The sequence below is a fragment of the Stenotrophomonas sp. ESTM1D_MKCIP4_1 genome (assembly GCF_003086895.1).
GTDB lineage: Bacteria > Pseudomonadota > Gammaproteobacteria > Xanthomonadales > Xanthomonadaceae > Stenotrophomonas.
The window spans coordinates 3,018,727-3,037,772 of sequence record NZ_CP026004.1; the positions used below are offsets into that span (position 1 = coordinate 3,018,727).

Sequence of the window (19,046 nt, forward strand, 5' to 3'; positions counted from 1 at the left end):
CGTGTTACTGGCCCGGGCCCATGCCGCGGTTCAGCGCGATCGCCTGGGCCACGTTCTGGCTCAACGGCTGGTTGCTGGCCACGGTGTTGCGTACCAGCTCAAGCTGCAGCCGGTTGCTTGCCGCCTGGCCATCACCGGACAGGGCAATGCCCTGGCCAACGCTGCCATTGCGGATCCACTGCTGCACCAGGCCTTGGCCATCGATCTGCAGCATCAGGCGCGCCTGGTTGCCCTCAAGCACCGCCGTTGCGCTGGCCCCGCCATGCTGCATCTGCGCGATGCGGCTGCCATCGTCGGTCGTGGTCGGCACCGCGCCGTCACGCACGGTCAGGGTGGTCACGTTGCGTGCGGTATTGCCGTCGCCAGCAACCTGCACGGCCTGCACCAGGCCGGTGGCGTTGCCCAGGCCGCTGCTGTCGATGCTACGCCCGTCGGTGGTGGGCAACGGCGCATCCGCGTTGGTCACCTGCACGTGTGGCTGGAACGTCAGCCGCGGCGTGCTGCCCTGGCGGAAGTCCATGCCCAGCGTCAGCGCACCCTGCACGCTGCTGCCATTGGCGCCCTGCCACCGCGAGATCATCGTCACCCCGAACCAGGCCACGTTGTTGCCGCCCACGGTGTAGCGGCCGCGCATCAGATTCAGTTCGGGATCGGGGATTTCCTTCAGTCCACGCCCCGGCGTGCCCTCGGCCGCCCACGCGGGCAGCACCGGCAACAGCAGCAGCGTGGCAATCAACAAACGTTGGCACCGCATGATCGAACCTCCTTCAGAACAGGTCGGCATGGCTGAAGCCGAAATCGACCAGTTCGGCATCGGTGATCGGGCCCTGCCGCGCGTACAACGCACGCGCACTGGGCCGTTCGCTGGGTTGCAGAAGTACGGTATTGCGATCGAAGTCGCTGCCGATGACGACGAAAACAGCGCGCGACGGCCACGCTTCGTTGAACTCGGCCAATGACAGGCTGCGGTTGCCGAGGATGGGATCAGCCACCTCGACGATGCCGCCACGAACCTGCTTGAGCACCACGAAATGGCGGAACCCGCGCACGTCCATCAGCACCAGGCCAGGCACCCGCAGCGTGCGCAGCCGGCTTTCGTCGATGCGGTAGCCACGCCCGCGCATGCCGAGTGATTCGACATAGCGCTTGATGTCCAGCAACGAAAAACCGCGCTCCTTCACCAGCTGCGGATCGGATACGCCCATCATTCCTTCGATCACCGTCGCTTCGTTGGTGTCCAGGTGGTAGGCGTAACGCAGGATGGTGGCCAGTGCGGCCGCGCCACAGCTGTAATCGGTGTGTTGCCGCACCAGGTTGCGGTAGCGCCGCTCCTGCATGCTTTCCACCTTCTGCTGCATCAGCGCGCCATTGGGCAATACCCCGGTGAACGCGACGTCACCTGCCCATGCGTGGGCGCTGCCCAGCAACAGCAGGCAGGACAGCAGGCGGATCCAGCAGCGGTGTGCGGCCATGGTGCCCTCCAGCGGAAGGAAGGAGCCCCTGCCCCAAGGGGGAGGAGGAGCAGGGGCTCCCGGGGGAACCCGGCCATTGGCGGATGGCCGGGCTTGTTGCACTCAACGCAGCATCGCTGCGAAAGCGGTCACGCCAGGAGTTACTCGCCGCCGCCGGTGCCGCCGCCACCGCCGGTGCTCGGCTGTGCCACGGCCAGGGCCAGGCTGTTGGCCTGCAGGTTGCCGGTGCCCGAAGCGACGTTCACGCCGATGTTGCCCGAGGCGCCCGAGAACGCACTGCCCGACAGCGCCGAGGTGTTGGTCGCATTCACGTTCACCCAGCGGGTGGTCGTGACGGTACCGCTCAGGCTGGCGTACAGGTCGGCAATGCCCAGCTCGACGAACTGGCTGGTGCCGCTTTCACGCGTATCGAAGCCCAGGCCACCGACGCCCTGCCGGTACGGGTTCGGGGTGGCGTTCTGGATCTCGTTGTCCAGATCGATGTGCCCAGTGCTGTTGCCATCCGGATGCGGCAGGTCGCCATCCCAAGTGTCGAGGTAGTAGTTCGCCATCTGGTAGGCATTGCCCCGGCCACTGTAGGTACCGGCGCCATAGGCCAGGGTCAGGCCGCCCACGCCACCGCTCATGCCCACTTCCACGGTGTCGGTGTAGGACTGCACGAAGCCGGCATTGGACACCGCGTTGCCGCTGGAGATCTGGTTGGAGCTGATGCTGGACTGGGCAATCGCACTGGTGGCCACCGAAGCAGCGAGCGCGTTCTTCTGCTCGTTGTTGTTGCCCGAGGCGATGTTCACGCCGATGTTGCCCGACGCGCCACCGAAGGCATTGCCACCGAGGCTGGCGGCGTTGGTGACGCCGGAGTTCATGGTGACGTTGCCCATGCCGGCCTGGTTGACGAACACTTCTGCGTCGGCCATGCCGAAGCTGAAGGACGCATCAGCGGCGGACAGCGAAGCGGCGTTGTCCTGCGCGTTGTTGTCACCGGCCGCGACGTTGAAGCCAAGGTTGCCGGAGGCACCGGAACCGACCTCGTCCGCGATGGACGCACTGTTGGTGACCAGGCTGTTGGAGCCTACGTTGTTGCTGACCGACTGGCGGTTGTCGATGACCGCAATGGCGGCCGAATCCAGGTCGATGTCACCGGTGATGGTCGGATCGCCGGAGAAGTTCACGTCACTGCTCAGGCGCAGATCCTTTTCCAGGTTCACGTCGACGCCGTGGTTGTTCTTTTCCTTGCGCTCGTCGGCCTGGATGTTGCTGTGCTTCTGTACCTGCTCGTTGACCGTGCGGTTGCGGGTCACGTTGGAGGTATCGGTGTTGCTGCGTACCGTGGTGTTGGTACGGGTCCAGTTGCGGACCTCGTTGTCGGTGTGGTTGTGGGTGTCGTTGCGGGTCTCGGTCACGACATGGTTGTGGTTGATGTTCGCGCTGGCGTTCTGGTTGTCCCAGCCGTTGGCCGCAGCAGCGGTCGAGGCAGAAGCAATTGCCATGGCGAGCAGAGACTGTTTGACGGTCGCTTTCATGGTGCCCTCTCTCTCATCAGTGATACATCGGGTGGTGGGTGGTACTCACGGGTTGCCCTGGACGACCAGGCCAAGCACGTTGGCCGTGTCGTTGCGGGCTCCCGCGATCTGATTGAGTTGCAGGACACCGTCGAAGCCCCGCAGTGCCGAGGCGGAAACGCCGACACTGCGGATACCCGCCGCAACACCGTCACCGGTGTCGCCCTGCCCCCCTGCTGACGCGATGTCCGACGCCGCCAAAGCTGCGTCGTCGGTCTCGCGTATTCCTTGCCTGGCCAGCGTTGCGCTGACGACGTTGAGCGTCGTGTTGGCAATGCCGCTGGCCTGGTTGATCGATGCGATGCCACTGGCGCCGTTGAGCGCCTGCCCTTCGATATGCGCACTGGCCTGCAGCGGCCCGGACAGCACCACGTCGGCATGGCGCTGCTGCCGTGCAGCGATGGCCACGTTGGCCTGGTCGCCGGTTGCCATGCCCTGCAGATTGGCCTGGATGTTCAGGTCGCCGGCGGCCTGGTTGACGCTGATGGCGCCGCTGGCACCGGCCAGCGCGCGGTCACCGATGCGCGCCACGTCCAGGTAGGACAACATGCCGCTGTAGTCGTCGGCCCATGCCAGCGCCGGCACACCGGCCAGCACCAGCAGCAGCGCGCCACGTACCGTGCGCTTCACTTGCCACCGCCCTGCGGCGCCGCCGCACCGAGCGGGAACTGCGCCAGTGCACCGCGGACGGTGTCACCGATGCCGCGGGTGGTGTTGCCGACCGCGCCCAGCGGGCCGCTCATCGCACCGCCCAGGCTGTTGCCGCCCAATGCACCGTCACTGGAACGGCCCAGGGTGCCACCGAGTGCCTGGTGGGTCACCCGCTCGACGGTGGTGCCGCCCGGCGCGGCCACGTGCCCGGTCTGGCCCGCCCCGAGCCCGGCATAGTCGTCATCGCTCAGTTCGTCCATGCCAGTGCTGCCGCCACCGCTGCCGAGTGCGGTGGCGATCTCGCGTTGTGGCTTGGGATCGGCGATCAACGCCATGCCGGGCGGCGCCATGCGATAGGCCGGACGTGCGGCCACATCCCGCAGCAGGACGATCTCGCCCGGCTGCGGCTTCACGCCCTGGCGCGCGCCGGAGGCGGTGGCCGCCAGCGGGCAGGCCAGGGCCAGCAGCAGCGCCAGCTGCCGGACCGAGGAACCGAGATGGGTGGTGCTGCTGTCCATGCCGCTCTCCCGTTGCGTATGCGCAGGGACAGAGCAGTTTCCGTGCCAACTCCGGAAAGGCCTGACAGCAGGCGATCCCGCCCATTGCGGGCGGGTGGATTGCCAGCACGGTGTTACAGAAGCGTTCGGATTCCGTTCACCTTAACGCGCAGGAAACAACGCTGCACAAGGCGCGGACGGGGCTGTATCAGCGGTGTTACAGGCGCTGATACAGCCCGTTGCAGTGCCGCTTCAGCTACGCGGCGGCGTCGGATCGGGGTCATCCAGACCGACATTGGTGGACGGGTTGTCATACACAGACTGGTCAAGCAGACCCGTTTCCTTGGCCACCAGTACCGGTACCAGCATCTGTCCGGTCACATTGGTCATCGTGCGCATCATGTCCAGGATGCGGTCAATGGCATACAGGTAACCAATGGTTTCCAGCGGCAGGTTGGCCGCGCTCAGCACCACGGTAGCCATGATGACCGCCGTGCCCGGCACGCCGGCCGTGCCGAAGCTGCCCAGCACCGAAGCGATCAGCACCACCACGTACTGCTCGGGCGTCAGCGGCACGCCGCTGTACTGGGCAATGAACACCGCACACAACGCCGGATAGATCGCACCACAGCCGTCCATCTTGATGCTTGCACCCAGCGGCACCGCGAAGGAGCCGTAGTCCTTGTTCACGCCCAGGTTGTGGGTGATCGAGCGCAGCGCCACCGGCATCGCGGCGAAGCTGGACGAACTGACGAAGGCCACCTGCATGCCCGGCGCGGCACCCCGGAAGAACTTCAGCGGATTGAGCCCGTGCGACAGCAGCAGCGCGCTGTAGACCACCACGATGTGCAGCGCGCAGGCGACGTACAGGGCCAGCACGAAGTGGCCCAGCGGCAGCAGCTTCTCGAAGCCATAGCTGCCGACCAGGCCGGCGATCAGGCCGAACGTACCGATCGGGGTGACTTCCAGCACGAAGCGGGTCACCTGGATCATGATGTCGCTCATCTGGCCGACCAGCCTGCGCGCCTCGGTCACCTTCTCGCCGAGCTTGACGATGGCAAAGCCCACCAGGCCGGCGAAGAAGATCACCGGCAGGATCGAACCACGGCCGGCCGCCAGCACGGTCTCGCCAGCGGCATTGACCTTGGTGCCGATGCCCGACAGTGCGTAGAACACGTTGGACGGCACCACATCCAGCAGCACCTGCACCACGCTGGGCACTTCGCGCGGCACGTAGTTGTTGGCCATCGACAGCTGCAGGCCACCCGCACCCGGCTGCAGCACCGTGCCCACTCCCAGGCCCACGCACACCGCCAGCGCGGCCGTGATGATGAACCACAGGAACGTGCGGCCACTGAGCGCGGCGACCGATTTCTGGCCGTGCAGCGAAGAGATGGCATTGATGACCGCAAAGAACACCAGCGGCACGGCGATCATCTTGATGAGGGTGACGTACAGTTCGCCGAGCGGGCCGAACCACGTTTCAGCAGCCGGGCCAAACGCCCAGCCCGCCAGCGCGCCGAGCACGAAGCCACCGACCACGCGCTGCCAGAATGGAATCCGCAGCCAGGCAGAGACCAGCTTCATAGGCAATCCAAGGGGAGGAAAGGATGGATGCACGATAGCCCATGGGCGCCCTGCGAACGACCGCCCCACCGGCAAATCAGTGTGTCATCGGCGTGCCTTGCTGCGTTGGGCATAATGAATGCCCCGTTACAGTTTGTGAGATCCCAGCGTCCATGCGTCGTTCCGTCTCCCTGTTGGCCGCCTGCGCCACCACGCTTCTGCTCGGCGCCTGCGCCAGCACCTCCCCCGCCTCCGCCCCGGCCGGCCTGAAGGTCGCCGTTGATCCCGTGGCCCATCCGGCCGGCGAGACCTCGCAGTGGTGGTACCGCAGCGGTGCAGCCCAGGCGGCCGCCAATGGCGCGATGTCCGGCAAGGCGAAGAATGTCATCCTGTTCCTGGGCGACGGCATGAGCCTGACCACGGTGGCCGCCTCGCGCATCTACGAAGGCCAGCAGAAGGGCGGATCGGGCGAAGAGAACCTGCTGTCCTGGGAGCGCTTCCCGGCCACGGCGTTCAGCAAGACCTACAACACCGATTCGCAGACGCCGGATTCGGCGGGCACGATGACCGCCATCACCACCGGCGTGAAAACCCACATGGGCGCGATCGGTGTCAGCGCCGGCAACCGCAGCGATTGCGCCGACAGCCTGAACAAGGGACTGCTGACCTGGCTGCAGCTGGCCGACAGCGCCGGCCTGGCCACCGGCATCGTCTCCACCGCGCGCCTGACCCATGCCACCCCGGCGGCCACCTACGCGCACTCGCCCGAGCGCAACTGGGAGAACGACACCGACCTGACCGACGCGGCCAAGGCTGCCGGCTGCAAGGACATCGCCCAGCAGCTGCTGTCGACCTCGCGCTATGGCCGTGGCCCGCTGGTTGCCCTTGGCGGCGGTCGCGGCGAGTTCACCACCGTGGAAGAGCGCGACCCCGAGTACGACGACAAGGTTGGCCAGCGCCTGGATGGGCGCAGCCTGGTGCAGGAATGGCAGCAGGCACATCCGCAGGGTGCCTACGTCTGGAACAGCAAGCAGCTTGCGGCCGCAGCCACCGCACCGGCGATCCTCGGCCTGTTCGAGCCCGACCACATGCGCTACGAATACGAGCGCCCGCAGGATCCGGCCGGCGAGCCGAGCCTGGCCGAGCTGACCGCTGCGGCCATCAAGAACCTCTCGCAGCACCAGGAAGGCTACGTGCTGATGATTGAAGGCGCGCGCATCGACCACGCCAACCACAGCGGCAACGCCTACCGTGCGCTGACCGAAACGGTGGCGCTGTCCGACGCGGTGCGCGTGGCCAACGAACTGACCTCGGCCGATGACACCCTGATCATCGTCACGGCCGACCATTCGCACACGCTCAACTTCGTCGGCTACCCGGCACGCGGCAACCCGATCCTGGGCAAGGTGAAGGACAAGGGCGGCGAAGACGGCGCCGGCAAGCTGGACGATGCACTGGACGGCAACGGTCAGCCGTACACCACGCTGAGCTATGCCAACGGCCCCGGCTACACCGGTGCGACGAACCAGCAGCCGGCCGGTGCCAAGCGTTACCCGCACAACCCGAGCAGCTTCGAGCCGGCCACTGGCCGCCCGGACCTGCATGCCGTGGACACCCAGCACCCGGACTACATGCAGGAAGCACTGGTGCCGATGAAGTCCGAATCGCACGGCGGTGAAGACGTGGGTATCTGGGCACGTGGCCCGGGCAGCAAGGCCATCCGCGGCACCCTGGAACAGAACGCGATCTACCACATGATCGTGCAGGCCACCCCGGCCCTGCGCGAGCGCCTTTGCCAGGCCGGCACCTGCGACGCGCAGGGCGTGCCGGTGCAGCTGCCTGCACCGACCAAGTTCGAGCGCAAGGCCGAGGCGCAGTGACGGGTCTGCCGGACCTCAGCGGCGGCCGCCTCGTGCGGTCGCTGGTGCTGTGCAGCCTGCTCGCCAGCAGCGCTGTACTGGCACAGGCACCCGTGTGCAGGCAGCTGACTGAAGAGGATGGCCTGCGGGCCCTGCCCGGCTGCGAAGTGGACGGGCAGCAGGTGAAGATCAGCGCCGAAGCACTGAAGACGCTGACGTACGACGAGGATGGACTGGCGGTGGTGCATGCCGGCGACGGCTTCCATTACGTGGATCGCACCGGCCGCAGCCTGCCGGTGCTGACCTGGGACAACGGTGCGGAATCGCCGCAGGAAGGCCTGTTGCGCGGGCGCGTGGGTGACCGTGTTGGTTACTTCGATCTGCAGTTCCGGCAGGTGATTCCCGCGCTGTTTGATTTCGCGTGGCCGTTCGAGGACGGCGTAGCGGAGGTCTGCAACGGGTGCCGGCGTGGCACGCCCGATGGCGATGGGCATACGCCGATGGAAGGCGGCGAGTGGTTCCGCATCGACCGCTCGGGGCGCCGGGTCAAATAGGTTCTTTTTGCAGGGCTGCGCCCTGCCCCCCCGGTAGTGCCGGCCGCTGGCCGGCAACCTCAACGTCAAGAGCGGCATTCCGTGGGATGGCGGGGCACTGACAGATCCCCGCGGCTGTTGGTAGGTGCCGACCGTTGGTCGGCACATCTGTCAGATATCGATATTCAAATGGGGTCAGAGCCCGTTGCGCAGCAACGGGATCCGACCCCGTGCCGTTCCGACAGCTCGCGGAGAACTGTCGAAGGCGGGGTGGGTCCGGTTGAGGGGGCGTGAGCCGCATGGATGCGGCGACCGAGCTTACATGGACGTACTTGCAGCGCCCCCCTCAACCGGACCCACCCCGCCATCCCACGGAACGCCCGCTGTTGCTGTTGCTTCGGCTGTTGCTGTTGCTTCGGCCGTTGCCGTTGCATTGAGCAGGTGCAGGGGCGCAGCCCTGCCGGGCAACCCTATACTTGCCGCCGTGAGTACCTTCCCTACGCTCGTCACGCTGGAATCGCCGCTGCTCGTCGCCTACAGCGGCGGCCTGGATTCGACCGTGCTGCTGCACTGGCTGCAGCGCTGCGCGCAGGCCAGCGGCACACCGCTCCGCGCCGTGCATGTGCACCACGGCCTGCAGGCCCGCGCCGATGACTGGGTGCGGCAGTGCCAGCAGCACTGCGATGCGCTGGGCATCGAACTGGCCGTGCATCGCGTGCAGGTCGATACCGCTTCGGGCCTGGGCCTGGAAGGTGCCGCCCGACAGGCACGGCGTGCGGCGTTTGCCGCTGAACTTCGCGAAGGCGAAACGCTGGCGCTGGCCCAGCACCAGGACGACCAGGCCGAAACCTTCCTGCTGCGCGCCCTGCGCAGCTCCGGCATCGATGGCCTGGCCGCGATGGCCGTCGACAGCCGCCTGCACGACCACCGCCTGTGGCGGCCGCTGCTGCACACCGCACGCGACGCGCTGCGCGACTACGCACAGACACACGCCCTGCGCTGGATCGAAGACCCCAGCAACGGCGAGGACCACGCCGACCGCAACTTCCTGCGCCTGCACGTGATGCCGCTGCTGCGCCAACGCTGGCCGCAGGCGGCCGCCGCACTGTCCGGCAGCGCGGGGCACTGCGCACAGACCCGCGCATTGCTGGACGAGGAAGATGCCGAACTGATCGCCCACCTGGAACTTGCGCCCCGCGTGCTGTCGCTGGAACTGCTGCGCCAGGTGTCGCCCGCGCGGGGTGCGCGCGTGCTGCGTGCCTGGGTGCGCGCGCATGGCGCAGCCCCCTTGCCGGCCACGGTGCTGCGACAACTGCAGCAGGAACTGCTGGCAGCACCCGGCGATCGCCAGGCACAGGTGCGCTGGCAGGACCATGCCATCCAGCAGTGGCGCGGGCACGCCTACCTGCTGCCGGCGGTGCTGCCGGCGCTGCCGACTGACTGGCAGGCCACCTGGGATGGCCAGGCCCCGTTGCCGCTGCCGGATGGTGGGCAGCTGCGCCTGCTTGGCGGCGCGACCTTCTCCCAGCCGCTGACGGTGCGTGCACGGCAGGGCGGCGAGCGCATCCTGCTGCCCGGCCGCACCCATTCACACGCACTGAAGGACTGCCTGCAGCGTGAACACCTGGCGCCCTGGCGGCGTGCGCAGCTGCCGCTGCTGTTCGACGGCGCGCAGCTGCTGGCCGCGGCCGACGTGGTCGTTTCCGCATCGCTGCAGGCGTGGCTGCAGGACCACGATGCGCAGCTGCAGTGGCGACCCGGCGGCTGGTGAATTGACCCCCGCGCGGCAGCCGTCCACACTTGTCGCATGGCCAAGAAGTCCCCCGAAAACGCCTCCCCTGTTGCCCAGTTCGAGCAGTCGCTCGAATCGCTGGAACAGCTGGTGGAGCAGATGGAAACCGGCGAGCTGAGCCTGGAAGCTTCGCTCAGTGCTTACGAACGCGGCGTCGGTCTGTACCGCCAGTGCCAGCAGGCGCTGGAGCAGGCCGAACTGCGCGTGCGCCTGCTCAGCGATCCGGCCCAGCCCGACACCGCAGAACCCTTCGACCCGCCCAGCCATGACGGCTGAAGCGCAGTTCGCCCGCTGGCGCGACCGTATCGAAAGCCAGCTCGACGCCGCCCTTCCCTCGCCGGCCGACGCACCGCAACGCCTGCACCAGGCGATGCGCTATTCGGTGCTGGGCGGTGGCAAGCGCATGCGCCCGCTGCTGGTGTATGCCAGCGGCCAGCTGTTCGGCGCACCGCTGGACCAGCTCGATGCCGCCGCCATGGCGGTGGAGATGATCCACGCCTATTCGCTGGTGCATGACGACCTGCCGGCGATGGACGACGACGCCCTGCGCCGCGGCAAGCCCACCACCCACATCGCCTTCGACGAGGCCACCGCGATCCTCGCCGGCGATGCCCTGCAGACCCGTGCGTTCGGCCTGCTGGCCGATGCGCCACTGCCGGCCAGCCTGCGCGTGGCCTGCCTGCAGACCCTGGCCCATGCTTCCGGTGCATCCGGCATGTGCGGCGGCCAGGCACTGGATATCGATGCCACTGGCCAGCAGCAGTCGCTGGCCGCGCTCACCCGCATGCACGCCCTGAAGACCGGCGCCCTGATCCGCGCAGCGGTACGCATGGGCGCGCTGTGCGGCCAGGCGCCGGAAGCACAGCTGGCCCAGCTGGATGACTTTGCCGATGCACTCGGCCTGGCCTTCCAGGTCCGCGATGACATCCTCGATGTCGAAGCCAGTTCGGAACAGCTTGGCAAGACCGCCGGCAAGGACCAGGCGCAGGAAAAGAGCACGTTCCCAGCACTGCTGGGCATGGACGGCGCCAAGGCGCACCTGCGCGAATTGGCAGCACGCATGCAGTCGGTGCTGGCCGGCTACGGTGAAGAGGCCGACGCGCTGCGTGCACTGGCAACACTCGCGGTGGAACGCGACCACTGATCGCGCTACCCGCGCCGCAAATGGAAACGCCCGGCACTGCCGGGCGTTTCTGTCTGCATCGTTGATCGTTGCCGCTTACTTGATCAGGCGCAGGGTGAAGGGGTAACGGTAGGTTTCGCCGTTGTTGGACTTCACCGCAGCGATGATGCACAGGACCAGGTTGGCCACGTACACGATCGGCATCAGGATGGCACCGATGATGACGAAGCTGAGGATCACGCAGGCAACCACCGCGATGGCCACGGTGATCTGGAAGTTCAGCGCTTCCTTCGACTGGTCGGTGACAAAGGCCTTGCCCGCATCATCCTTGTTGATCAGCCAGATGATCAGGGCACCGATGAAGCCGGTGAAGATGCCCAGCAGGTGCGCTGCCAGCGCCATGGTGCGCTGGTCGCTCGGCACGTTGGCGGCGGCCGGCACGTTATCGAAATCGCTCACGACAAAACTCCTTTTTTTTGGGTGGTCTTGAGCAACCGGCAGCAGGCCGGATGCGTCAGGCGCGCATAGCTTACGCCATCAATGGCATCAATCATTACCGGCGATCGTCATCCGCCCGACCAGGATGGAACCGGTGCGGATATGCGAGCGCGGGTCGACATCGCTGCCGACCGCCTCGATGGCGGCGAACATCTCCCGCAGATTGCCGGCGATGGTGATGCCGTCCACCGGGTACTGGATCTCGCCGTTCTCGACCTTGAAGCCTCCCGCGCCGCGCGAGTAATCGCCGGTCACCCCGTTCACGCCCTGCCCCATCAGCTCGGTCACCAGCAGGCCCTGGCCCATCTGCCGGGCGATGTCCTGCAGCGAACCGGCGTTGGCCGCCAGTTGCAGGTTGTGCACGCCACCGGCATTGGCCGTGGTCTGCAGGCCCAGCTTGCGCGCTGAATAGCTGCCCAGCACGTAGCGCTGCAGCACGCCGTCGCGGACCAGGGCCGAGGCGCGGGTGGCCACGCCGTCGCCGTCGAAGGCGGCCGAGCGCAGGCCGCGGCGCAGGTGCGGCAGTTCCTCGATCTGCATCCACGCGGGGAACAGGGTCTGGCCCACGCTGTCCAGCAGGAAGCTGGCCTGGCGGTACAGGGCACCGCCGGACACCGCCGACAGCAGGTGGCCGACCAGGCTGCGCGCCACTTCCGGGGCGAACAGCACCGGCATGCTGCTGGTGGGCAGCGAACGCGGCTGCAGGCGGGCCACGGTGCGCTCGGCCGCGCGGCGGCCCACATGGTCGGCCGCCTCCAGGTCCTCGCGGGCCAGGCCGCCGGTGTACCAGCCATCACGCTGCATGCCATCGCCGGTGCCGGCAATCAGCGCGCAGCCGACCGAATGGTGGGTGCCCCGCTCACGGCCGATGAAACCGTGCGAATTGGCGTAGACCGAGACGCTCTGCATGCTCGATACCGAGGCGCCGTCAGAATTGCTGATGCGCGTGTCCGCCTCGCGGCCGGCTGCTTCGCAGGCCAGCGCCAGGTCCACCGCCTCGTCGGCCTGCAGCGCCCAGGGGTGCCAACTGTCCAGATCGGGAAAATCGCGGGCCATCAGCGCGGCATCGGCCAGGCCGGCCGCCGGGTCGTCCTCGGTGTGGCGGGCGATCGCGCAGGCCTGCTCGACCGTGGCCGCCAGGCTCGCCTCGTTCAGGTCGGCCGTGCTGGCACTACCCTTGCGCCTGCCGAAATAGACGGTTACGGCAATGCCGCGGTCGCGGGTGGACTGCACGGTCTCGACCTCGCCGAGGCGGACGTTCACTTCCATCCCGCGGTCTTCACTGCAGCTCACTTCGGCCTGGCTGGCGCCCAGCGCGCGGGCGCGCTCCAGCAGCTGCTGGGAAAGGTCGGCCAGGCGTTCCAGACGGGCCGGGCTGTCGTCGCCGACGGCCACTTCAGGGGCGATCACGTTCAATGCTTTATCCTGTGCGGGTTGGGCCCGGCATCACGCCGGGCGACTTTTTTTGAGATCAGGTAGGGACGATGCGCGGACGCGACGAAGAAACCGGTGAATTCCACGACAAGAGCCGCAGCCAGAACCGGCGCGACGCGCTCGACGTCCTGGCCCTGGGCGAGAAACTGGTGTCGCTGACCCCGGCCCAGCTGGCGCGCCTGCCGGTGCCGGAAGACCTGCTGCCGCACATCGCCGAGTGCAAGCGGATCACCGCCCACATCGCCCACAAGCGGCAGCTGGCGTTCCTGGCCAAGCACATGCGCCGCGAAGAGGACGCCACGCTGGACGCGATCCGCGACGCGCTGGACGCCAACAGCGAAACCGGCCGCCGCGAAGTGGCGATGATGCATCGCGCCGAAGACTGGCGCGAGCGCCTGCTGGCCGAGGGTGACAAGGCGCTGGCCGCCCTGCTTGACGATTACCCGCAGGCCGACCGCCAGCAGCTTCGCACCCTGGTGCGCAACGCCCAGGCTGAAAAGGCCAAGAACAAGCCGCCGCGCGCCTACCGCGAGATCTTCCAGGTGCTGCGCACGCTGATGCTGCCGGCCGCGCTGGGCCTGAAGGCCGCGGCCGATGAGGCCGACGACGTCGAGACCGACGAAGCCGACGAGGACTGAGTCCGCGCCGGCCCGGGCGGTGGCGCTGGCCATCGCCCGGCTCAGGCCTGGGTACCGCCGACGGTGATGCCTTCGATCAGCAGCGAGGGCTGGCCGACGCCCACCGGCACACTCTGGCCATCCTTGCCGCAGATGCCGACGCCTTCGTCCAGGGCCAGGTCGTTGCCCACCATGCGCACCTTCTGCATGGTTTCCGGACCGTTGCCGATCAGGGTCGCGCCCTTCACCGGCGCAGTGATCCGGCCATCCTCGATCAGGTACGCCTCGGTGGCCGAGAACACGTACTTGCCGCTGGTGATGTCGACCTGGCCGCCACCGAAGTTGACGGCGTACAGCCCCTTCTTCACCGACCGGATCATTTCCTGCGGGTCATGCTGGCCGGCACGCATGTAGGTGTTGGTCATGCGCGGCATGGTGAGGTGCGCGAACGACTCGCGGCGGCCGTTGCCGGTCGGCGCCATGCCCATCAGGCGCGCATTGAGGCTGTCCTGCATGTAGCCGACCAGGATGCCGTCCTCGATGAGCGTGGTGCACTGGCTCGGGTGGCCCTCGTCATCGATGTTGAGCGAGCCGCGGCGGCCGTCCAGCGTGCCGTCGTCGACGATGGTCACGCCCGGCGCGGCCACGCGCTCGCCGATGCGGCCGGCGTAGACACTGGTGCCCTTGCGGTTGAAGTCGCCTTCCAGGCCATGGCCCACCGCTTCGTGCAGCAGTACGCCGGGCCAGCCCGGGCCAAGCACCACCGGCATCACACCGGCCGGCGCCGGTACGGCTTCCAGGTTCACCAGCGCCTGGCGCAGTGCCTCGCGGGCGAAGGCTTCGGGACGGCCATCGGCGAACAGTTCGGCATAGCCATAACGGCCACCGCCGCCGGCATAGCCCGATTCACGGCGGCCGTTCTGCTCGACGATCACCTGCACGTTCAGGCGCACCAGCGGGCGCACGTCGGCGCCCAGCACACCGTCGGTACGCGCCACCAGCACGGTGTCCACGCCACCGGACAGGCTCACCATCACCTGCTTAACGCGCGGGTCGGCGGCACGCAGGTAGCCATCCAGGCGCTTGAGCACCTCCACCTTGGCCTCGTTGCCCAGGCTGTCGATCGGGTCCAGCGTCGGGTACAGCGCGCGCGCGTTGCCGCGCAGCAGCGAACGACCGGCCTGCGCGCCGCCCTCACGCGAAATCGCGCGGGCCGACTGCGCGGCAGTCAGCAGGGCATCGGCATGGATGTCATCGGAATAGGCGAAACCGGTCTTTTCACCGGCGATGGCGCGAACGCCTACGCCCTGCTCGATGGAATGGGCCCCGTCCTTGACGATGCCATCTTCCACGCTCCAGCTTTCGCGGCGGGCGTGTTGGAAGTACAGGTCGCCGAAGTCCACGCCGGGGCCGAGCAGCTGGCCGAAGGTGCGCTCCAGGCCAGCGGTATCCAGGCCACCGGGGCGCAGCAGGCGATCCTGGGCGAGGGTCAGTGCGTTATCAGTCATGGTCTCGATCTGGGGGTCTTGAGGCGGCCAGGCAAGGCCACCGGATGAACAGGGATTGCGCCGCTCACCGCGGCCGCGGCAGGTCAGTGACGGTCGGCGGTACGGCCGGGGCCGGCGCGGGCGGTGGGGCCGGGCTACGGTCGCGGCTGCGCTCGATCACCTCCACCTTGGGCTCCTTCCAGGGCCCGGTGACCCGGTAGGTGCGGGCGCCGATCTCGCCCAATGGCTTGGACAATACCGCATTGGTGGCCGCACCCAGCGCCGCGCCGACCGGCCCGCCGGCCACCGCGCCGACCACGGTCAGCAGGTTGCCCGCGCGTGGGTTGACGTCGATGGTCTGGTCAAACTGCTGCTGGCGCAGATCGGTCTGGCCACGGATGGTGATGTTGGCCGCCGGGCCTTCGATCAGCACTTTGTCGGTGCGCGCCATGCCATCGGCGAACCGCATCCCGCCTTCGATATGGTTGAACGCGAAGCCCTTGGAGAAGAAGTCGCGGAAATCGAACATCAGGCGACGCGGCAGCTGGGCCACGCTGAGCAGACCGAGCACGCGGCCGGCGCCGGGGTCCAGTTCCAGCAGCTGGCCGTTGCGCGCATCGATGTCGAGCGTGCCCTGCAGGTTGCCCAGCTGGAAATCCGATGGTCCACCGGCCCAGGCCGCCTGCAGCTGCGCCTGGCCGGAGCCTCCCCGCAGCTGTCCGGCGTAGTCCAGGTTCTGCATCAGGCCGCCCAGATCCTCGCTGCGCACGTTCGCGGTCAATTCGGTCCGTGCGCCCGCGCCCTTGCCCAGCCAGCGGCCGGTGATGTCGATCTCCTGGTCGGGCGCGCGGAAGCGCAGCTCATCCACGTTCAGGCCGTTGCCCAGCGGGCGCGTGCGCAGCACGGCCTGGCCCAGCACCACCTTGCCGAACTTCAGGTCGGCGATGTCCAGCGCGAACGGCGGCAGTCTGGCCGGGTCCATGTCATCGGCACCGGTCTGCGGCCGCGCCGCTCCCGCCGCGGTTTCTGCGCCGGGGGCGGCCGGCGGCGACTGCCAGTGCACCCGGTCCAGCTGGCCGCTGATGGTCCCGCCATCGGCGTTGGGTACGCTCAGGTGGCCCGCCAGCGAAGGGCCGTCCAGCCGCACGTCCAGCGCCTGCGCGCCGGGCCGCAGCTGCAGCCGGGTCTGCTCGAAGATGCCGCCGATCAGCATCAGTCGGCCCACCTGCACGTCCACCGCACGCAGCGGCATCGGGTCGCCGTCACCGCCCGCGCCACGGGCCAGGCCGATCCATTCCAGCGCATCCAGGGTCGGGCTGCGGCCATTGATGACCAGCCCTGCCGGCGGCGGATCGCGGTCCACGCGGTCACTGCCCATCGTGACCTGCACGCCGGTCTGGTTGTTGTGGGTGCGTGCGGCCAGGGCCAGGCGCTGACCGAATGCCACGTCGATGCGGCCATCACCCATCGGCAGCTGCGCCGATACCGAGGTGGCCAGTGCCTCCTCGGCCGGCTTGTCCAGCGGCGCCGGCAGGTCCAGGCGCGTCCCCACCAGATCCGAATGCAGGCGCAGTTCGCTCGGTGGGGCCGGCGTGCCGGGGACCGCCTTGGGCAGGTTGACCGCAATGGTCCAGGCCGAGGTGCCGTCCAGGTAAGGTTTGAGCCAGGCCATCTCCGGCGCGCGGTCGATCAGCACCTTGGCGTCCAGGCGCGCGACCAGTTCCGATTCAAAGGCCAGCGCGGGATCGCGAACATAGCCGCCGGCACGCAGGCTCAGGCGGCCGTCCTGGCCCAGATGCCGCACCGCCAACGACTCGGCGGCGAAACCACCGCTGCCATAGCGGGCCTGGCCCTGCATCGCGTCGAATTCCAGCTGGAAACGCTTGTCGACCAGCTTCACACCGGCCAGATCCACCGTGCCCTGCAGATGGCCGCCCCCTTCATCGTGGTGCAGCGGCTGCAGCAGGTCGAAGTGGACGTTGGCAGGCCCGCTGGCCACCAGGTTGTCGAGGGTATCGCCGTATTCCTTGTGCAGGCCACTCTGCCGCAGCATCGCCAGCAACCGGCCCGCCTCGCTCTGGCTGTCGGCACGCACGTACAGCGGCGCCTGGCCGAAATCGGCGATGCCGGCCTCGAACTTCTGCACCGCCACGCCGGCCAGGTCGCCGCGGCCCTGCATATGGAAGCCGGGTCCGATGAAGGCGATATCGGCATCGACCTGGCCCATCACCGGCCAGTCGTGCTGGAAGCGGATGTCGCCGTTGCTGATGTGGCCGGTGGCCTCGAAGCGGCCATCATTGTGGTCGAACGGCCAATCGTCGAGATCACCGCTGACCAGACCGATGCCGCCGCGCACCTGGCCGCCCACCAGAGCGGCATCCAGCCAGTCGGTGGCGCCCTTGCTCATCCTGGAATGGATCCAGAACCGCTTGGCAGCGGTCATCGGCACATCGTCCAGCTTGGCCGCCAGCTGCAGCCACGGGCGCGTGCCATCACCCTGGAACCAGACGCCACCGCGCACGTCGGCCGCGTAGTTGGTGCCTTCAACGCGCATGGCGGGCGTGCCGATGCGCCAGCCACCGGCCTCGTCGCGCCAGCCGACGATCTGCCCGGCCAGGTGCAGGTCGTGGCGCTCGCCAAAGCCGGTGGGCCAATCGAACTGCAACTGCTGCTGCGGTGTCAGCTGCAGGCTGAAGCCATCGGCATCGCCTTCAAACCGCCCGCCCAGGCCACGCACGCCCGGCGCATCGCCCACGCTGGCAAAGCCCAGCGCCTGCAGCTCGCCCTGCGCCCACAGCGGGCCATCGCGCTCGCCCTGCAGCTGCAGCGCCCGCACATCCAGCTGCGGCTTGGACAAGTAAAGCCAATGGCGCAGCCCTGCATCCAACCGGTCGCTCAGCGCCAGCGCGCGCAGCGCGGTGCCAGCCTGCACGGCGCCGCTGCTGATCTGCAGCCGCTTGCCCATCCGCACCTGCAGGCCATCAAGCTGTTGCTCGTCCGGCCCGCTCTGCAGGCGCAGGCGCGGCACCTGCAACGCCCAGCCATCGCCCTGCCGCTGCCAGCGCAGGCGCGCCTGCACGCGCTGCAGCTGCAGGCCCGGCGTGGTCACGCCCGGCATCGGCGCGCCTTCCAGGTGCACCTCGCGCAGGTCCGAATCGGTGGTGAAGGCTACCGGCGCGAAATCGCGCAGGGTCAGCCATACGTTGAGTTCGCCCTTGCCCTCACGCAGGCGCAGGCCACCGGCCGCCAGCAGCGGCGACCAGGCATGGAAATCGACCGGATCGGCACCCAGCCACGCCTGGCCAGCACCGTGGCGCCGGTCAAGATCCAGCACCGCCGTCAGCGGCAGCGCATCGGTCTGTGCCCAGGCGCGAACGCCCACCCGCAGGCGGTCGCCATCCACGCGCAGGCGCAGGTCGATCCGCGGCAAGGTGGCATCCACGCCCAGAGCGGGCGCATGCACCCCCAGGCGGCCACCGATCACCTGCAGTTCGCCAAGCCGGCGCAACGCGTCCAGCGGATCGCCCCCGCTGCTCGACTGCGGCAGCCCACGCACCGACCAGCGGCCATCACTGCCCTGCTGCAGGTCCAGCGCGAGGCCGCGCAGGCGCAGTTCGGTCAGCGAACGGCCCGGCAGCAGGCCGCTGTACATCGACACCAGCACCTCGGCCTCGCCGATGGCCAGCCCCTGCCCGGCACCGATACGCAGCCCCTTGAGCTGCAGCAACGGGCCGCGCCGGGTCCAGGAAGTGTCCAGCTGCTCGAAACGGACCGGTTGCCCGGCCCGTTCGCTCAGCCACGCGGCGATCGCCTCGGGATGGCGCTCGGCCAGCGGCAGCAGCTGGCTGAGCGTGCCCACCAGCAGTGCCAGCACGACCAGACCGACCGCGCAGGCAGCAATGAAATGACGGCGGATCCTTCGCAGTCGCAGGCGCGGCGGCGCGCTCATCGGCCC

16 protein-coding genes are annotated in these 19,046 nt (G+C 68.3%); 6 read left to right on the forward strand and 10 right to left on the reverse strand.

Annotation, left to right across the window (positions count from 1 at the left end; translation table 11 throughout):
• Nucleotides 1-4: 4 nt before the first annotated feature.
• The 6 genes from C1924_RS13835 to C1924_RS13860 all read right to left on the reverse strand — a co-directional run bounded on the left by C1924_RS13835 (nt 5) and on the right by C1924_RS13860 (nt 5,769).
• Entirely contained in the window at nt 5-754 is a 750-nt protein-coding gene (locus C1924_RS13835; RefSeq protein WP_108765820.1) for a hypothetical protein, read from the reverse strand.
• 13 nt (nt 755-767) lie between these two features.
• Nucleotides 768-1,472 carry a C39 family peptidase gene (locus C1924_RS13840; protein ID WP_108765821.1) on the reverse strand — a complete coding sequence of 235 codons (705 nt, stop codon included), beginning with the start codon at nt 1,470-1,472 and terminating at the stop codon, nt 768-770.
• A gap of 140 nt (nt 1,473-1,612) precedes the next feature.
• Entirely contained in the window at nt 1,613-2,995 is a 1,383-nt protein-coding gene (locus C1924_RS13845; RefSeq protein WP_108765822.1) for an adhesin, read from the reverse strand.
• 45 nt (nt 2,996-3,040) lie between these two features.
• Complete coding sequence (locus tag C1924_RS13850) at nt 3,041-3,640, reverse strand: hypothetical protein (protein ID WP_108767067.1); 600 nt, start codon at nt 3,638-3,640, stop codon at nt 3,041-3,043.
• Between the two features lie 20 nt (nt 3,641-3,660).
• Complete coding sequence (locus C1924_RS13855) at nt 3,661-4,203, reverse strand: hypothetical protein (protein ID WP_108765823.1); 543 nt, start codon at nt 4,201-4,203, stop codon at nt 3,661-3,663.
• Between the two features lie 231 nt (nt 4,204-4,434).
• Nucleotides 4,435-5,769: a dicarboxylate/amino acid:cation symporter gene (locus C1924_RS13860; RefSeq protein ID WP_108765824.1), complete on the reverse strand. Its 1,335-nt coding sequence runs from the start codon at nt 5,767-5,769 to the stop codon at nt 4,435-4,437.
• A 152-nt stretch (nt 5,770-5,921) separates the two neighbouring features.
• Here C1924_RS13860 and C1924_RS13865 point away from each other — a divergent pair, with 152 nt between their 5' ends.
• From C1924_RS13865 to C1924_RS13885, 5 genes are all read left to right on the forward strand, one after another.
• A complete protein-coding gene (locus tag C1924_RS13865) occupies nt 5,922-7,628 on the forward strand; it encodes an alkaline phosphatase (RefSeq protein ID WP_108765825.1) in 1,707 nt (568 codons plus the stop codon).
• Nucleotides 7,625-8,161, forward strand: coding sequence for a WG repeat-containing protein (locus tag C1924_RS13870; RefSeq protein ID WP_108765826.1), 537 nt, complete (start codon nt 7,625-7,627; stop codon nt 8,159-8,161). Before C1924_RS13865 ends, C1924_RS13870 begins: the two co-directional genes overlap by 4 nt.
• 463 nt (nt 8,162-8,624) lie before the next feature.
• Nucleotides 8,625-9,911, forward strand: coding sequence for a tRNA lysidine(34) synthetase TilS (tilS, locus tag C1924_RS13875; RefSeq protein WP_174208963.1), 1,287 nt, complete (start codon nt 8,625-8,627; stop codon nt 9,909-9,911).
• A gap of 36 nt (nt 9,912-9,947) precedes the next feature.
• A complete protein-coding gene (locus C1924_RS13880; protein WP_065174877.1) occupies nt 9,948-10,208 on the forward strand; it encodes an exodeoxyribonuclease VII small subunit in 261 nt (86 codons plus the stop codon).
• Nucleotides 10,198-11,076 (forward strand): farnesyl diphosphate synthase, encoded by an 879-nt coding sequence (locus tag C1924_RS13885; RefSeq protein WP_108765828.1) that lies wholly within the window; start codon nt 10,198-10,200, stop codon nt 11,074-11,076. Before C1924_RS13880 ends, C1924_RS13885 begins: the two co-directional genes overlap by 11 nt.
• A gap of 75 nt (nt 11,077-11,151) precedes the next feature.
• Here the strand turns inward: C1924_RS13885 and C1924_RS13890 are convergent, their stop codons facing one another.
• Both C1924_RS13890 and pmbA read right to left on the reverse strand, forming a co-directional pair.
• Complete coding sequence (locus C1924_RS13890; protein ID WP_108765829.1) at nt 11,152-11,514, reverse strand: DUF4870 domain-containing protein; 363 nt, start codon at nt 11,512-11,514, stop codon at nt 11,152-11,154.
• An 87-nt stretch (nt 11,515-11,601) separates the two neighbouring features.
• Entirely contained in the window at nt 11,602-12,969 is a 1,368-nt protein-coding gene (gene pmbA, locus C1924_RS13895) for a metalloprotease PmbA (RefSeq protein ID WP_108765830.1), read from the reverse strand.
• 68 nt (nt 12,970-13,037) lie between these two features.
• Here pmbA and yjgA point away from each other — a divergent pair, with 68 nt between their 5' ends.
• Entirely contained in the window at nt 13,038-13,625 is a 588-nt protein-coding gene (yjgA, locus tag C1924_RS13900; protein WP_108765831.1) for a ribosome biogenesis factor YjgA, read from the forward strand.
• Nucleotides 13,626-13,666: 41 nt separating this feature from the next.
• Here yjgA and tldD read toward each other — a convergent pair whose 3' ends face one another.
• Both tldD and C1924_RS13910 read right to left on the reverse strand, forming a co-directional pair.
• Nucleotides 13,667-15,112, reverse strand: a complete 1,446-nt coding sequence (tldD, locus tag C1924_RS13905; protein ID WP_108765832.1) for a metalloprotease TldD — start codon at nt 15,110-15,112, stop codon at nt 13,667-13,669.
• A gap of 64 nt (nt 15,113-15,176) precedes the next feature.
• Entirely contained in the window at nt 15,177-19,040 is a 3,864-nt protein-coding gene (locus C1924_RS13910; protein ID WP_108765833.1) for a YhdP family protein, read from the reverse strand.
• Between the last annotated feature and the right edge of the window lie 6 nt (nt 19,041-19,046).

Excerpts from the sequence above, each read along its gene's own strand:
- C1924_RS13835 (WP_108765820.1), bottom strand. The coding sequence starts at position 754 with ATGCGGTGCCAACGTTTGTTGATTGCCACGCTGCTGCTGTTGCCGGTG.
- C1924_RS13840 (WP_108765821.1), bottom strand. The coding sequence starts at position 1,472 with ATGGCCGCACACCGCTGCTGGATCCGCCTGCTGTCCTGCCTGCTGTTG.
- C1924_RS13845 (WP_108765822.1), bottom strand. The coding sequence starts at position 2,995 with ATGAAAGCGACCGTCAAACAGTCTCTGCTCGCCATGGCAATTGCTTCT.
- C1924_RS13855 (WP_108765823.1), bottom strand. The coding sequence starts at position 4,203 with ATGGACAGCAGCACCACCCATCTCGGTTCCTCGGTCCGGCAGCTGGCG.
- C1924_RS13860 (WP_108765824.1), bottom strand. The coding sequence starts at position 5,769 with ATGAAGCTGGTCTCTGCCTGGCTGCGGATTCCATTCTGGCAGCGCGTG.
- C1924_RS13865 (WP_108765825.1), top strand. The coding sequence starts at position 5,922 with ATGCGTCGTTCCGTCTCCCTGTTGGCCGCCTGCGCCACCACGCTTCTG.
- C1924_RS13880 (WP_065174877.1), top strand. The coding sequence starts at position 9,948 with ATGGCCAAGAAGTCCCCCGAAAACGCCTCCCCTGTTGCCCAGTTCGAG.
- C1924_RS13885 (WP_108765828.1), top strand. The coding sequence starts at position 10,198 with ATGACGGCTGAAGCGCAGTTCGCCCGCTGGCGCGACCGTATCGAAAGC.
- yjgA (WP_108765831.1), top strand. The coding sequence starts at position 13,038 with ATGCGCGGACGCGACGAAGAAACCGGTGAATTCCACGACAAGAGCCGC.
- tldD (WP_108765832.1), bottom strand. The coding sequence starts at position 15,112 with ATGACTGATAACGCACTGACCCTCGCCCAGGATCGCCTGCTGCGCCCC.
- C1924_RS13910 (WP_108765833.1), bottom strand. The coding sequence starts at position 19,040 with ATGAGCGCGCCGCCGCGCCTGCGACTGCGAAGGATCCGCCGTCATTTC.